At 41.9% G+C, this 15315-nt stretch carries 13 protein-coding genes; 9 read left to right on the plus strand and 4 right to left on the minus strand.

All coding sequences use genetic code 11. The annotated features are described in order from the left end of the window. Positions 1-161: 161 nt before the first annotated feature. Positions 162-1790, minus strand: coding sequence for a chaperonin GroEL (gene groL, locus DB520_RS15380; protein ID WP_114750626.1), 1629 nt, complete (start codon positions 1788-1790; stop codon positions 162-164). Positions 1791-1837: 47 nt separating this feature from the next. Then, complete coding sequence (locus DB520_RS15385; protein ID WP_114750627.1) at positions 1838-2116, minus strand: co-chaperone GroES; 279 nt, start codon at positions 2114-2116, stop codon at positions 1838-1840. A gap of 231 nt (positions 2117-2347) precedes the next feature. On the opposite strand from DB520_RS15385, the gene DB520_RS15390 reads away from it, so the two are divergent. Continuing rightward, the gene (locus DB520_RS15390; protein ID WP_114750628.1) at positions 2348-3058 is read left to right on the plus strand and encodes a hypothetical protein; all 711 of its coding nucleotides are present in this window, start codon (positions 2348-2350) and stop codon (positions 3056-3058) included. Between the two features lie 106 nt (positions 3059-3164). On the opposite strand, the gene DB520_RS15395 is transcribed toward DB520_RS15390, so the two are convergent. Then, a complete protein-coding gene (locus DB520_RS15395; protein WP_114750629.1) occupies positions 3165-4568 on the minus strand; it encodes an aldehyde dehydrogenase family protein in 1404 nt (467 codons plus the stop codon). Then, complete coding sequence (locus DB520_RS15400; RefSeq protein ID WP_114750630.1) at positions 4565-6205, minus strand: acetolactate synthase large subunit; 1641 nt, start codon at positions 6203-6205, stop codon at positions 4565-4567. Before DB520_RS15400 ends, DB520_RS15395 begins: the two co-directional genes overlap by 4 nt. Positions 6206-6630: 425 nt before the next feature. Here DB520_RS15400 and DB520_RS15405 point away from each other — a divergent pair, with 425 nt between their 5' ends. The 8 genes from DB520_RS15405 to DB520_RS15450 all read left to right on the plus strand — a co-directional run bounded on the left by DB520_RS15405 (position 6631) and on the right by DB520_RS15450 (position 15208). Next, complete coding sequence (locus tag DB520_RS15405) at positions 6631-7215, plus strand: alpha-ketoglutarate-dependent dioxygenase AlkB family protein (protein WP_114750631.1); 585 nt, start codon at positions 6631-6633, stop codon at positions 7213-7215. 514 nt (positions 7216-7729) lie between these two features. Continuing rightward, on the plus strand, positions 7730-8512 hold the full coding sequence (locus DB520_RS15415; protein WP_114750633.1) for an aminoglycoside 6-adenylyltransferase: 783 nt from the start codon (positions 7730-7732) through the stop codon (positions 8510-8512). 54 nt (positions 8513-8566) lie between these two features. Further along, a complete protein-coding gene (locus DB520_RS15420; protein ID WP_114750634.1) occupies positions 8567-8791 on the plus strand; it encodes a hypothetical protein in 225 nt (74 codons plus the stop codon). A 786-nt stretch (positions 8792-9577) separates the two neighbouring features. Then, positions 9578-10081 carry a type II RES/Xre toxin-antitoxin system antitoxin gene (gene parS, locus DB520_RS15425; RefSeq protein WP_114750635.1) on the plus strand — a complete coding sequence of 168 codons (504 nt, stop codon included), beginning with the start codon at positions 9578-9580 and terminating at the stop codon, positions 10079-10081. Next, positions 10082-10540: an RES family NAD+ phosphorylase gene (locus DB520_RS15430; RefSeq protein WP_114750636.1), complete on the plus strand. Its 459-nt coding sequence runs from the start codon at positions 10082-10084 to the stop codon at positions 10538-10540. A 47-nt stretch (positions 10541-10587) separates the two neighbouring features. Next, a complete protein-coding gene (locus tag DB520_RS15435) occupies positions 10588-10959 on the plus strand; it encodes a zeta toxin family protein (RefSeq protein ID WP_114750637.1) in 372 nt (123 codons plus the stop codon). Between the two features lie 29 nt (positions 10960-10988). Continuing rightward, positions 10989-11180, plus strand: a complete 192-nt coding sequence (locus tag DB520_RS15440) for a hypothetical protein (RefSeq protein WP_114750638.1) — start codon at positions 10989-10991, stop codon at positions 11178-11180. Positions 11181-11890: 710 nt separating this feature from the next. Next, positions 11891-15208 carry a ligand-binding sensor domain-containing protein gene (locus DB520_RS15450; protein WP_114750640.1) on the plus strand — a complete coding sequence of 1106 codons (3318 nt, stop codon included), beginning with the start codon at positions 11891-11893 and terminating at the stop codon, positions 15206-15208. Positions 15209-15315: the final 107 nt, after the last annotated feature.

Consider the following 15315-nt stretch of genomic DNA (forward strand, 5'->3'; position numbering starts at 1 on the left):
CCTACAATACTTTAGGCAGAAATTTAACATTATAATTTCAGTATTAAAATTAATTAATTTAATTTTTGTGTTCATGACCTGCCCAATTGGGATATAATTAAAAAATAAAAGAAGGGAGGCAATGCCCCCCTTCTAATAAATTGATTTTATATGGACTCAGATTACATCATTCCTCCCATTCCTCCGCCTCCCATTGGAGGTCCAGCAGGAGCGTCTTCCTTGATGTCAGCTACCACACACTCCGTAGTAAGGAGCAGGGCTGCGATTGAGGCCGCATTTTCCAGGGCCAAACGAGTCACTTTGGTAGGATCAATTACACCAGCATTGAACAGATCTTCAAATTTGTCTGTTCTGGCGTTGTAACCAAAATTACCTTCAACTTCTCTGATCCTGTTGATCACCACAGATGCCTCGCCTCCAGAATTGGAAACGATAGTACGCAATGGGGACTCAACAGCTTGTCGGATGATATTGATTCCCGTATTTTCGTCGTCGTTGAGGCCTTTCAGGTTGTCAAGTGCTTTAGAAGCCCTGATAAAAGCTACTCCACCACCTACTACTACACCTTCTTGTACAGCAGCTCTGGTAGCATGAAGCGCATCATCGACACGGTCTTTCTTCTCTTTCATTTCCACCTCTGTAGCGGCACCAATATAAAGTATGGCAACACCACCGGACAATTTAGCAAGCCTCTCTTGCAATTTCTCACGGTCATAGTCAGAAGTAGTTTTTTCAATCTGAGATTTGATCTCATTGATTCTTCCTTGGATCGCAGACTTCTCACCAGCACCATTTACGATGGTAGTATTGTCTTTGTCAATGTTGATTTTTTCAGCGGATCCTAGGTATTCTAGAGTGACATTCTCCAATTTATACCCTCTTTCTTCCGAAATAACGGTTCCACCGGTAAGTGTGGCGATGTCTTCCAACATTGCTTTCCTTCTGTCTCCAAAGCCTGGGGCTTTTACAGCGGCCACTTTAAGTGCTCCTCTGATTTTGTTTACAACCAAAGTAGCAAGAGCTTCTCCGTCTACGTCCTCAGCAATGATCAAAAGTGGTCTGCCAGACTGCGCCACAGGCTCAAGGATAGGCAGCAATTCTTTCATCGCAGAAATCTTCTTGTCATAGATAAGGATGTAGGGGTTTTCAAGTTCCGCCTCCATCTTCTCTGTGTTGGTGGTAAAGTAAGGAGAAAGGTATCCTCTGTCAAACTGCATACCTTCTACTGTCTTAACCTCAGTTTCGGTACCTTTTGCCTCCTCAACAGTGATTACTCCGTCTTTGCCTACTTTATCCATGGCATCAGCAATCATGTTACCGATTTCCTCGTCATTGTTGGCAGAGATGGTTCCTACTTGAGCAATTTCCTTACTGGTAGAAATCTCTTTGGAAGCTTTCCGCAATTCACTGACCACTGACTGTACAGCTTTGTCGATCCCTCTCTTCAGATCCATAGGATTAGCTCCAGCAGCAACGTTTTTGATGCCTACTGAAAATATGGATTGTGCCAATACAGTGGCAGTGGTAGTACCGTCACCTGCATCGTCAGCAGTTTTTGAGGCTACTTCCTTCACGAGTTGAGCACCCATATTCTCCATGGCATCCTCCAACTCGATATCTTTGGCTACTGTCACACCGTCTTTGGTGATGGTAGGAGCACCAAACTTCTTATCTAAGATAACATTTCTTCCTTTTGGTCCTAAGGTTACTTTGACCGCATCGGCAAGAGCATCAACTCCTCTTTTTAACCTGTCTCTTGCGTCTGTTTTGAAAAATAATTCTTTAGCCATTTTTAATTTCGCTTTTTAGTTTTTAACTTGATTTGATGGGTGATTGGTTAAAGGATGGCGAATATATCAGCCTCCCTCATAATCAAATAATCCGCACCCTCTACATTGAGCTCGGTACCGGAATATTTTCCGTAGAGTACAGTATCACCGACTTTCACCGTTAAAGGCTCGTCTTTCTTACCGTTACCTACTGCTACCACAGTGCCTTTCTGTGGCTTTTCTTTGGCAGTATCAGGAATGTAAAGACCTGAAGCGGTTTTCTCTTCGGCTGCAGCGGGCTCAACCAAAACCCTGTCTGCTAAAGGTTGAATGTTTAATTTAGACATGTTCTTAGCTATTTTTTAAAGTTAATTTCATTATTACGAATTGCCTTTGTGCACTTTCTGTGCCAATCCTTTTTCGGGGTGCTTTCCTGACATAAAGTCCTGCCATCACTTCCTGATATGGACAAAACCCAAAAAAAATTAACAATCTGCTGTCAATTTTGCTGAATGGTATTGACCTATTTGTCAGTTATTCGTAATTTCTGACCGAATTTTAACAATCACTTTATCACTATGAGTAAATTATCAGACAACTGGATATCCGAGGGATGGATAGATTATGAGTACAAAAAGTACCTGCTGTTGGGATACCTACAGACCGTCGATGAGCAATTTAAGGAGGTGAAATTATACCCCCCATTGGCTGAACTCATTCACCACTATGAAAGGCTCAAAAACTTCAAAGATTCCAAGCAGCAACTCAGGTTGGCTTTTCCAAAAGACCTGAAAAGCTTGGACTTAGAAAAGAAAAAGCTGGAATACCAACAAAGAATGGACGAGGACGAGCTTATGAAGGAGCTAAACGATATCGTGGAGTTTGCACTTCCAAAAATTAAGACGCATATAGAAGAAGGAAAATCTATCTACGACTTCATAGAAAATAATTTGGAAATTGCCCCAGTGGGTATTACACCTATTTATCAGAGGGAGGGATATGCCATGTTGACATTTGATGCTTCCAAAGAGGTGTATGTATACCGCTATACCATTAAGCTATTTCAAAATTCGGTGGATAAGTTTAGAGGAATAGCCTTGCAGTTTGTGAAAACTGTCAGACAATCCTTGGTGAATACGCTTCAGCGGATAAAAATGGATTTGATTTCCAGTTTTTCGGACTTGCCCAACCCTCCTGCTTGGAGGATCCATTCTTCCAAAAGTATACCTATGGAAGAAAGCTTTGTTCCGGTGAGTAAGCATCTTTTACTCAAAACCGTAAATGCATGAGTAATGGTTCAGGAGGTAAATAGGGCTTTTATGAGGCAAGAAAAAGGAGGTGTTTTTTCTGGCACCTCCTTTTTCCTGAAATAGTTATCCTTGATCTGTAGCCTGTTTACGGCAACATTTTACTTCTAAACACCATTAGCTTTTCCCTAGTCATTTCATGCATGGAATAGGGGATTCCTCCCAAGCCTTCTCCAGAAGCATCCCTCCCCCCAAATGGCATCCAATCCACACGGAATGCTGTCTGATCATTTACCATAACGGCTGTGGCATTAAGTTTACGGACTGTATCCAAGGCCACGTCGATATTTTTGGTAAAAACTGCTGCCTGAAAATGGTAGTCCAAGCTATTGGCTTGTTGAATGGCCTCTTCCCTTTCTTCATAGGGGTACACGCAGACCACCGGCCCAAAGATTTCTTGGGTAGAAACTTTAGCTTTTGACGAAGGTGCATAAAGTACCGTTGGCTCATAGCAGGTGTCGCTAATGCGCTTGCCCCCACAAAGTAACTTAGCTCCTTCATCCACCGCCTCCTTGACCCACTCTTCCACTCTATCCACTTCTCCGGGTCGGATCAATGGCCCTACCTCTGTGTCCTCTTTCAGTGGATCTCCTACTTTTAGCTTCTTCGCCTGCTCTGCCATATCCTCTGCTAGTTTTTTGGCGATGCTACTATGTGCAAATACCTTTTGTACAGAAACACAGACCTGACCAGCATGGTAAAAACCACCCTTTACCAACAAGGGTAGCATATCCTCTTGGTCCGCGTCGGCTTCTACAATTACTGGGGCTGTGCCTCCATGCTCAAGGGCACATCTGGTTCCGGGGGCAAGTTTGGACTTTAGGTACCATCCCACCTTTTCAGAACCAATAAAGGAAAGGTAATTGACCCGCTTATCGGTAGCCAACTTTTCAGCCAAATCATTGGAGCAGACTACCATCTGCACCCATCCTTCGGGTACCTCGGCCTCCTTGAGTATTCCCATTAAGGCTTTACAGGACATTGGGGTTGCCCCTGCTGGTTTGATAATAACCGGGCATCCTGCTGCAAATGCAGTGATGGTTTGATGGATAAGGAGATTCAAGGGGTGATTAAAAGCGGATATGGACACCACCACCCCTATGGGTTCCCTTACAGTAAATGCCAATCTATTTACGGATGAAGCAGTAATTCCCATGGGGATTTGTTCCCCATTAAGTTGAGGGATCTCTTCTGTCGCTATCTTCACGCCGTTAATGGCTCTTTGGACTTCGACCTTTGAATCCTTATATGGTTTTCCTCCTTCCCTTGCAGCTATCTTTGTTAGCTCCTCTACTTTTCCTTCCATAATTTTCCTGACCTTTTCCAAAATGGCAATGCGTTGGTAAGCTGGTAACCATTTGTTCTGGTCAGAAAATAGGGAATAAGCAGTTTTTAGTTTTTCTTCAACCTCCTCCTTGGTCATTAAGGGGATGGTATCTATTAAGGTTTTATCGTAGGGTGCGTAAATTTCCAGTTGTTTTTGGTCTCTCATAGTTCAGCGGTTTTTTTCTTAAGCATTTCATTCAGTATGGGATGGTTCAAGGAGTAGTCCACCGGAAGATCAATCAGGTGCACCCCTGGACTGTTTAGAGTTTTATCCAATATATCCCTGAAATTTTGATCACTTTCTGCTCGGTACCCATGCGCACCGTAGCTGTTAGCATACTGCACAAAGTCAGGGTTTTTGTAGTCAAGGCCAAAATCCTTGAACCCCATATCCTCCTGTTTCCATTTGATCATGCCATATGCCTGATCGTTAAGGATGATTACCGTAAGGTTCAACCCCAATCTTACGGCAGTTTCCATTTCTTGGCTGTTCATCATAAACCCTCCATCTCCCACTACAGCCACCACCTTTTTATCCGGATACAATAAATTGACAGCCATAGCAGAGGGAAGTCCAGCTCCCATACTGGCTAGGGCATTGTCCAATAATAGGGTATTGGGTTGGTAGCAGGTGTAGTTTCTGGCAAACCAAATCTTGTAAATGCCATTGTCCAGGGTAATCACATCCTCACTAGCCAGGTTTTCTCTCAGAATATTGACCAGTCGCTGAGGAAGCATGGGGAATCGCTCATCCTCAAAGTACTTTGTAAGGTGGCCCCTTACTTTTTCTTTGACTTTTTTGTAGAAAGAAAAGTCCCAGGACTCTTGGGGCTGTATATAATCGGTGAGCCTGTTTACAGAACTCGTAATATCGCCTACCACGTTAAGCTGAGGGAAATATACAGGATCCACCTCCGCGGGGTAAAAGTTAACATGAATGACTTTTTTGCCTCCTTTTTTCATGAAAAAGGGTGGCTTTTCTATGACATCATGTCCTACATTGATGATCAAGTCCGCCTCCTCTATAGCGGCATGAAGAAAGTCATTGCTGGAAAGGGCGGCAGTGCCTAGGTAATTGGGGTGCCTCTCATCGATCACCCCCTTGCCCATTTGTGTGGTGAAGAAGTAAATCCCGGTTTTATCGACCAACTCTGCAAGAGCCTGGCAGGTGATCTTGCGGTTTGCACCTGCCCCAATGAGTAGCAGGGGCATTTTGGCAGAAGAAATCATTTCACTGGCTTCAGACAGTGTATCATCGTCTGCTTTGGGATTAATATGGCCTATGGGTTCAAACACATCCGGATCACAATCTTCCTGTGCTATGTCTTCCGGAAACTCCAGATGAACTGCACCGGGTCTTTCTTCCGTAGCCAAGCGAAAGGCCTCTCTGATCTGGGAGGCAATTACATTACTGTCTACGATCTGCTTGGTGTATTTGGTAATTGGGCGCATCATGTCCACCACATCAATGATCTGGAACCTCGCCTGCTTACTTTTTTTGATGGGCTTTTGTCCCGTGATCATCATCATGGGCATAGCGCCAAGTTGGGCGTAGGCAGCAGGAGTCACCAGATTGGTCGCTCCAGGCCCCAATGTGGCCAGGCATACCCCTGGCTTTCCGGTAAGTCTCCCATAAGTGGCGGCCATAAAACCTGCCCCCTGCTCATGTCGGGTGATGATGAGTTGTATGCTGGAATTGGACAAGGACTCCAGGAAATCCAGGTTTTCTTCCCCTGGAACCCCGAAAATATATTTTACCCCCTCGTTTTCCAGTGCTTTGATAAATAGATCGGATGCTTTCATGTGTTTATAATTGTTTCTTAATGGTCACATAGCCTGCCCCGGACTCGCTTCGGGGGAATCTCGCAACGATAATCATCCCAGTGTGTGACGTGCTCGTCATGCTCGATTTCATATGGTTATAATTGTCTTTTCAGCGGTCATATAGCCTGCCCCTGCCTGCCCCGAACTCGATTCGGGGAACTTGCTTCGGGAGCCTGTCCCGAATTTATTTCGGGAGAATCTCGCAACGCCCCGATAGCCATCGGGCATCCAGTTGTGTGTCGTTGTCGTCATGCCCTGACTGCCGTCAGGACAGGCTCGATTTCATTATAAAAATCTTCATTGGTGTTTGGTTTGAATAGTATCTTAGCAATTTTTGTACTAAAGTGCCATAAAATACAAAAACATACCCAATGACTTAAGGTTTAAATCTAAAAGGTATTGCTATGCATCAAAATTTACTGCCCAAAGAGGGGGAAACGTATTATTACGAGGGATTTTTTGAGCCTGTTGAAAGTGACACTTTTTTTCAAAAGTTGAAAGAGGAGATAGATTGGAAGCAGGAGCCCATCCGGATTTTCGGTCAGTGGAGGATGCAGCCCAGGCTCACCGCCCTATACGGCAATCCCGATGTGCCCTATACGTATTCCCGCTTGGAAATGAAGGCATCGCCATTCACTCCTACTTTGGAGTTGATTCGCAGCAGGTTATCCGCCTTTTGTGATGCTGAATTCACCCATGTGCTACTCAATTTATATAGGGATGGCAGTGACAGTATGGGCTGGCACAGGGACAATGAAGCTTCCTTGGGAAAATTTCCCGTAATCGCATCGGTGAGCTTAGGGGATACGAGGGAATTTCAGCTTAGGCACTACCGCGATAAAAAGCAAAAAATAAAAGTACCGCTGACACATGGAAGCCTGCTGGTGATGAAAGGCCCAACGCAAACCCACTGGGAACACCAGATCCCCAAAACGGCCAAGGAAGTGGGGGAGCGAATTAATTTGACCTTTAGGGTGATCCAGGCATAGAGGGGTGCTTCTGATTCCGTTAGGCGTTGTGGTAAGTCAGGCGTTTTGGAGAAAGGAGGGCTTACAGACGGCTTCAATTCTTAATTAACCGAAGTCCCCAAAAAAAGCTCTTTTGGTTTCCGGTACGGAAAACCTATTTTTATTTACTCCTTTTTATGCGGTTTATATCGGTTGGCAAACACTCTTTTTCGGCGGAACGAGCATTTTTATAGCAATAGAGGAATAAAAAACTGTCCTTTTCGTATTCGTATTTCAAACATACCCCTATTACGGTATTTTTTCCCTTGGGAATTACCTTTATTTTTAGGGATGGGTTTGGGGGGATATCCGAAAAGTATAAGGGGTTTCCTTTCCGCTTGGGGGCTAGTGATCAGTACAGCATTTATTCGTTTACGCACGCTTACTCCCGGAAATTATCAAAAAGTAAAAAACGGCCTATTAAGCCTTAAAATGGCTTTTTGGGTATGGACTGGTAGTTATAGGCAACCTTAAAAAACAGACAATAACTAACAAATTGATACAACGAGAATTTGCTGACAAAGCCAAGACAATTTTAGAGCCAGACGATAAGGTTATCGGTTTGGCTGTTGCTGGTTCGTGGCTAACTAATGAAATAGATGAATTTTCTGACCTTGACCTAATTCTTGTAACCGAGCAAAAAATCTCTAACGACAAAAATCTAATGCTTGACTATGCAAAAAGATTGGGGAATTTTTTATCTGGATTTACAGGAGAACATGTTGGTGAGCCAAGAGTCTTAATTTGTCTTTATGACAATCCTCTTTTACACGTTGATATAAAATTTGTAACTCTTGACGAGTTTCATTCACGTATTGAAACACCTAAGCTACTAATTGACAAAAACGGACAACTTGAAAAAGCAATTAGTAATTCACAAGCAAAGTTTCCATACCCCGACTATCAATGGATTGAAGACCGATTTTGGACTTGGATACATTATGCGCTACTAAAAATCGGACGTGGAGAATATCTTGAAGCATACGACTTTATGGGGTTTTTACGAATGGTTGTTTTTGGACCTTTGCTGCTTATCAAAAACGACAATTTGCCTCGTGGTGTTAGGAAAGTGGAAACAGAGTTAGGGAGTAAAGATTTTGAGAAACTCAAACTCACAATTCCAACATACGACCGACAATCATTATTAGACAGTTTGAGAAACGCTGTATCGTTATACAGACAACTGAGAATAGAACTGTTTGAGGAAAAAGTGAATTTGCAAAAGAACACAGAAAATAAAGTGATGACTTATTTTGACAGTATTGAGAACAGGAAATAAAAAGGCAGCCTACGTCACCTTGGATCCATCGGGGGTCCCGGTAAAGATTTTGTTTTGAACTTTTTGATATCCGTTCAGAAAAGAAAGGGTACGGCTCCGGAAGAACCCGCCGAATACAAGCTGAATCACGTGTGTGACTTGAATCAGCACCATGGTACTGATTGCTTTGAAATGGATGGTAGACTTCTGAGAAATCAGGGGGCAGCCATCAAACCACCTTGCGCTGCATATTTGGGAAACCAATATGTAGTGACCGGTAAGGAAAAACGAGGACAATGAGCCCTATAGGTGTGTATTGCGGAGTTGAACGAGAATGAACCAACGATGAAGCCTCGATATGGTAAATTACGATCTGAAAAACAGGTAGTTACTGTTGTGCCTGTGATAAAGTGTGCCGGACGTCCGGAGGATACTGGCCACACCGCATCCGGGGAAAAGTTGGCAGAAACGCAGTACAGGCCGTTTCCCTGACGCAGTCAGGGGAACAAGTGAACTCTATATCGTTCTGTAAAATCGAAAGTGGAAGCAGACTTTCAGGGAATCCAGAAGAGAATTCGGGACAAGTTGTAGAAGAGATATAGGGGGCAGACTCATTCGTAGTAGTGTTGAAGCTCCTGAAATGCGCAGCATTCACGAATACCTTATAAATTAATTACCTTATGAGTAAACGGGAGTGGAACACGGCAAATGTCCGGGAGGACATTTGAGCGAGGTATGCGGGCAGGGAGCATATCCTATTTCGCCTTCGTTTACAACCTTGTTCATTCAGGGGAGGATTTATGGAAAAGAAGCAAGACCACAGTTAATTGATCAAATTAGCGCATTACCTTTAAGTGGTTTTTGGCATGAAGAGCCCCCGCATTATTGCGGGGCAGGCAGTGAGAGGTGAGAGTCTCACGCACAGCCTGTTCGGTGTTTACGGGAGTTCTGTGGGAAGGTGGGGGTGGAATTCCCATGCCTGACCCGATTGGCGGCAAGTCTACTGAAGAGATAACTTCATAAATAACCTTGTTTCGCCTAGATAATTGTCCTATATTTACAGACAATTGTCCAATACCAGAAATTATGACAACAACAGTTTCAAAAATTGAAGGAAAGCTAGACAAGGAAATAGCTGCTTTTTTTCAAAACAGTAGATTTAAAGAGTATCAGATTAAAGTAAGTAAACACATTACTTATGACGACTTCTTAGAGGATAAAATGCTCATAATAGTTGCTATCAGGAGTGGAGTTCCTTATTCACTTTTTAAGTTAATTCAGGACTATACTCCTTTTTCAGAGAATGATTGGGCAAGCTTTCTTGGCATTTCAACAAAATCACTACAGAGATACCGAGCATCTTCTGAGCACCACTTCAAGCCTATCCATTCTGAAAAAATTATCGAAATGGCTGAGGTTACAAAAGTTGGACTTGATGTATTTGGTAGTATGGAAAAGCTAAGGCTATGGCTTAATACGCCAAATTATGCATTAGGCAATCTTAAACCAATTGAATTGCTGAAAGACTCATATGGGAAGGAGTTGGTCATTAGCGAATTAACTCGCATTAATCACGGAATACTTATATAAATGGAAGTATTCAGACTTGCCAGAGAAAAATATGCGTCTCCATTGTCAGGAAAAGGAGCTGCTATAAAAGGGGCACGTTGGAACTCAATTGGTATTGAGCTAATTTATATAGCCAAAAACAGGTCTTTAGCAATGGCTGAAGTTGCTGTTCATTTTACATTAGCAACTTTGCCGGAAGATTATATGATGATAACCATTGATATCCCCGACGATATTAAAACTAAACATATAGAAGAAGTCGACTTGCCGACAGGTTGGCGAGATTTTCCACACCCAAATTCAACTCAGAAAGTTGGCGATGACTTTGTGGCTGAAAATAAATATTGTGTGTTAGTCATACCTTCTGTTGTGACGCAAGGTGACTTAAACGTGCTTATAAACCCTAATCATAAAGACTTCAGAAAAATTACAATCAAAAAAATCGAGAAATTCCCGTTTGACAAAAGGATATTTAAATAAAACCATATGGCAACATCTAGGTTTTCGTGCGGCTTGTAAAGCCAAGCATGAAAAAACTATACGTTATAGCTGGATGCAACGGAGCAGGAAAAACAACTGCTTCTTACACTATTCTACCAGAAATACTTGATTGTAAGGAGTTTGTAAACTCAGATGAAATCGCAAGAGGAATTTCTCCATTTCAGCCAGAAAAAGCAGGAATAGAAGCAGGCAGGTTGATGTTGAAAAGAATTAAAAGATTGTTAGAATCAGGGGAAAGTTTTGCCTTTGAAACTACGCTTTCAACTAGGAGCTATGTTCAGTTTATTGACAAGGCAAGGCAATTGAACTACCAGGTAACTTGCTTGTTTTTTTGGTTAGAATCAGAAGAGCTGGCTATTTCGAGAGTTGAAACAAGGGTAAACGATTCACAATGTTGATCAATGGGATGAATTAAAAATGAAATACTATGGGAACTAAAGAACAATTAAAGGAAGAAAGGGACAGTATAGTTAAGGGACTTGAAGAAACCTATAGAAAGCTGGTCGAATATAAAAAACAAAAGAAAAGTCCTATGATAGTAATTAGGAATGGGAAAATTGAAGCGGTTGATCCCAATGAAATACTACCCACAACTTTGTATAAGCGTAATGCGGGCTGAATGCTTTGAAATGGATGGAAGACCACTGGGGAACCAGTAGGAGCAGCCATCAAAAACCCTGCATTTGGCGGAAACTCCGGTGTTTTGTGAACGGCTAAGGAACAACGTGAACAATGATTCCTGTAGGTGAGTACTTTGGAGCTGACCCCGATAGCCGTCAGCTTTTTTCAAGCATACCTTTATTTTAGTTATTTGAATCTAAAATCGAGTTTGAAGGAGAGTGGTGGAAATACGATCGGAAGGATTGGTGCACCAGCACTCGACCCTTCCTGTGGGAACCTGGGGGTGAAGAGGAGTAAATTGAAAGGAATTGAGAACCGACTTAGAAAAAAAGTGATTTTTTTTATCTTTTTTTTCAGCTTTTCAAAACGTCAAAAAGGAGCTGATGAAGTGAGCAAAACCAGTGGTGGTTGGGTTTTTTGTCAGAACATGTATTCTCAGATGTATAAAAGAAAATGTTACCTGCCATAAGCTTTTAGTTGATGCTGTAAAAAACGCTTTTGATTGCCGATTTTAGAAATGAATTTTAGATGTTCGTTTTGAAGCAATTCCTTGATCCTAAGCCTACTTATTTGAGGATAACACCGAGAAAGTAGGTATAGGTAGTATAAAAAATTATATTTATCTTGGCCAGATAAAAATGATTATTTGATAAAAAAGTGGGGTATTTTTCTGAACAAATCCTCCCAATGTCACCCATTTAAATTGAAATGAAGGCTTTCAATACTAATTCTTATCTGCCCAAAATCACCGTATCGACGATAGTGGCCTTGGCTTTCTTGTCCCTCATGACACCAAATGTGTTGTGTCAAACCATGGAAGAAAAACCGGATTTGAAATTCAAGAGGATTTACGAAGGATTGATTAATAACCGTATTTCGGCAATTCTCCAGGATGAAAGTGGATACATGTGGGTAGGAACCTACAGTGGCCTCCATAGGTATGATGGATTGGAATTCCAGATATATGGTGCAAGCGCTGATTCCAACAGCATCAATGACAATTACATTGGATCCATCTACGAAGACAGGAATAATCAATTATGGATCGGAACTGGTAATGGGATAGCAAGGTATAACCGGGATTCGGATGATTTTACTAGGTTCAAACTCCCAGCTGAAACTGCACTCCAAAGTGGGGAAAGTAATTTGGTAAATACCATTCTTGAAGATGAAAAAGGCACACTTTGGGTTTCCAGTATAGCTTCGGGGTTATTCTTTTTTGACAAGGATAAACAGCGATTTTCGCGATTTAACTCCGATGAAATCCTTTCCATCAATGCCATGGCTGCAGGTTCGGGAGATATATTATGGCTTGCGACACTGCGCACCGGATTGATTAAATTAAATACATCCACAGGTAAAGTAGAATTTTATAAGCAGGACCCGACTAATCCTGAATCCATTAGTTCTAACAATATTAAGACTATCGCAGTAGACCATGAAGGCAACCTTTGGGCAGGTGCAAAGGGCTCTGGACTAAATAGGATGGTGCAGGAAGGGGAAAAGGTGAGTTTTATCCGTTATACCCATGATCCCCTGGATCCATTTAGCCTTTTCAACAACACTATCTATAAGCTCTATGTAGATAGGGATGGCAATCTCTGGTCTTGCAACGAAAACGGTGGACTGCATCTCTACCATAGAGAAAGCGATTCCTTTTTTCGCTATCTCCATGATCCAAAAAACACGAATAGTCTCACCCACAATTCCATCTGGAATATATTTCAGGATAATCAGGATAGGTATTGGGTGGGAACAGCCCAATCAGGAATAAACCTTGCGGATCCCTATGACGCAAAATTCACCCATTATTTCAAAAATCCATTAAACCCTGAAGGTCTTAACAACAATATCATCAGGGACTTTTTGGAAACTGAAAGTGGGAATATCTGGATAGCTACTGATGGTGGGGGGCTGAATTATTTTGATAGAGAAAAGGGGGTTTTTAAATCCTTCCAAAAAGATTCCCAAAATCCAAACTCATTGGGTTCAGATGCTGTGATCAGTTTGAACGAAGATCAGGACGGAAAGCTTTGGGTAGGCACCTGGGACGGTGGACTTTACATTTTGGTGGATGAGAAGAAGGGTAAGTTTATCCAATTTAAGGAATGGATTAATAATGATACCTATCCTATTAGGCATGTTTTTGATGTTCACTTTGACCAAAATTATATTTGGATAGCAGCTTTGGAAGAAGGACTGTTCCGCTTTGATAAAAAATCCGGTGAGCTCATCCTTTATAAAAAAAATGAAAATGAAGAAGGCCGTATTTCATCAAATTTGCCCCTGAGGATAGTTGAAGATAGCCAGAATAACCTGTGGGTAGGAACCCATTCCGGATTGAATGTGATTAAATCAGAGGATAAAGCAAAAGGAACATTTAAAATATATCATCCTTCTGATTCGGATCCCAACAGTATACCCAGTAATTCCATACGGCAGATTCTAGAAGACAGGAATAAAAATATCTGGATAGCTACGGATAGAGGGCTATCCAAATACATGCCTGAAGGTGACAATTTCATCACTTTTCAACAAAAGGACGGGTTGCCGATCAATGAAATCAACTCTATTGTGGAGGATGATAATGGCTTTTTGTGGATCGGGACCGTCAATGGAATTGCAAAATTTGATCCTGAAAGTCAAGAGTTTACTAATTTTAATAAACATGATGGTCTTCAGGGAAATGAGTTTTCGAGGTACTCGGTGTTGAAAACCCGAAAGGGGGAATTACTTTTTGGAGGGATGAATGGGTTTAATATTTTTCACCCTGAAAAGTTAATTTCAAACCCTTTCGCTCCTCCGGTTTACCTCACCGATTTTAAACTCTTCAATCAATCTGTGGATTTCAGTTCCTCCGGATCACCATTGCAGAAGCATATTTCGGTCACGGATACACTCCTACTTTCCCATCGGCAAGATGTGATTACTTTTGATTTTATTGCCTTGGATTATACCCATCCCGAACAAAACCAATATGCTTATATTATGGATGGTTTCGAAAAAGAGTGGAATTACGTGGGTACGCAGCGAAATGCTACCTATACCAATCTTGATCCCGGAAAGTATATCTTCCGGGTAAAAGCGGCCAATAGCGATGGCATTTGGAACGAAACTGGAACCTCCTTGGTATTGGTCATTACTCCACCATTTTGGAAAACAGCCTGGTTTATTGTGCTCTGTACCTTATTGATCGTCGGTCTTTTGATTGCTGTTTTCACGCTGAGACTTCGAGCGATTAAGGCACAAAACAGGCAGCTAGAAAACACTGTGGAGGAGCGTACTATGATGCTCAAGCAGACCAACATGGAATTAAAAAAACATATCCATGAAAAGGATAAGCTATTATCGATTATTGGGCATGATCTGAGAAATCCTTTTGTATCCATCATTGGCTATATGGAGTTGTTGGAATTAGAATTTGAAGACAAGCAGAATCCCGAGGAGCTGGAAAATATCAAATACCTCTTGAACATCTCCCAAAACACCCTCAATCTACTTGATAATCTCCTGCAATGGGCAAGTGAAAAAGACAAGATATATGAGGTGAAACCGGAAGTGATACACATGGATAAAATTGTGGATACCGCCATGGCTATGGTCTCCTCACAGGCTATATTTAAAAAGATCAGCCTGGAAAAATCATGTTCGGAAGACTTATTTATCCATGCGGATAAAAATATGATTCTTACTGTATTACGAAACCTGATTTCCAATGCTATCAAGTTTTCCCAGGAAAATTCCAGAATAGAGATAATCATTCAGGAAAAATCAGGGAAGGCCATCACTTGTGTTCGGGACCATGGTATGGGAATGGATAAAGAAGTTCTTAACCGACTCTTCTCAAAATCAGATGTACGAAAAGCGGGAACCATGGGAGAAGTTGGAGCCGGATTAGGATTGGTACTTTGTCAGGAGATGATCCAAAAACATGAGGGAAAAATATGGGCAGAAAGTATCCCCGGTAAAGGAAGCACATTCTATTTTTCACTTGCCAAGTATGAGCTTGCAGAAGTGTTGGATTAAATTGGGGTTATGATATCCAACAAGGATTGAAATTTTGGTTAATGTGTTTAGGAAATTGTTTGAGATAGAACGATAGGAACTTTTTCGCCCGTTTTCGGAAATTCCGT

The sequence above is a fragment of the Pleomorphovibrio marinus genome (genome assembly GCF_003347495.1).
Classification (GTDB): Bacteria; Bacteroidota; Bacteroidia; order Cytophagales; family Cyclobacteriaceae; genus Pleomorphovibrio; species Pleomorphovibrio marinus.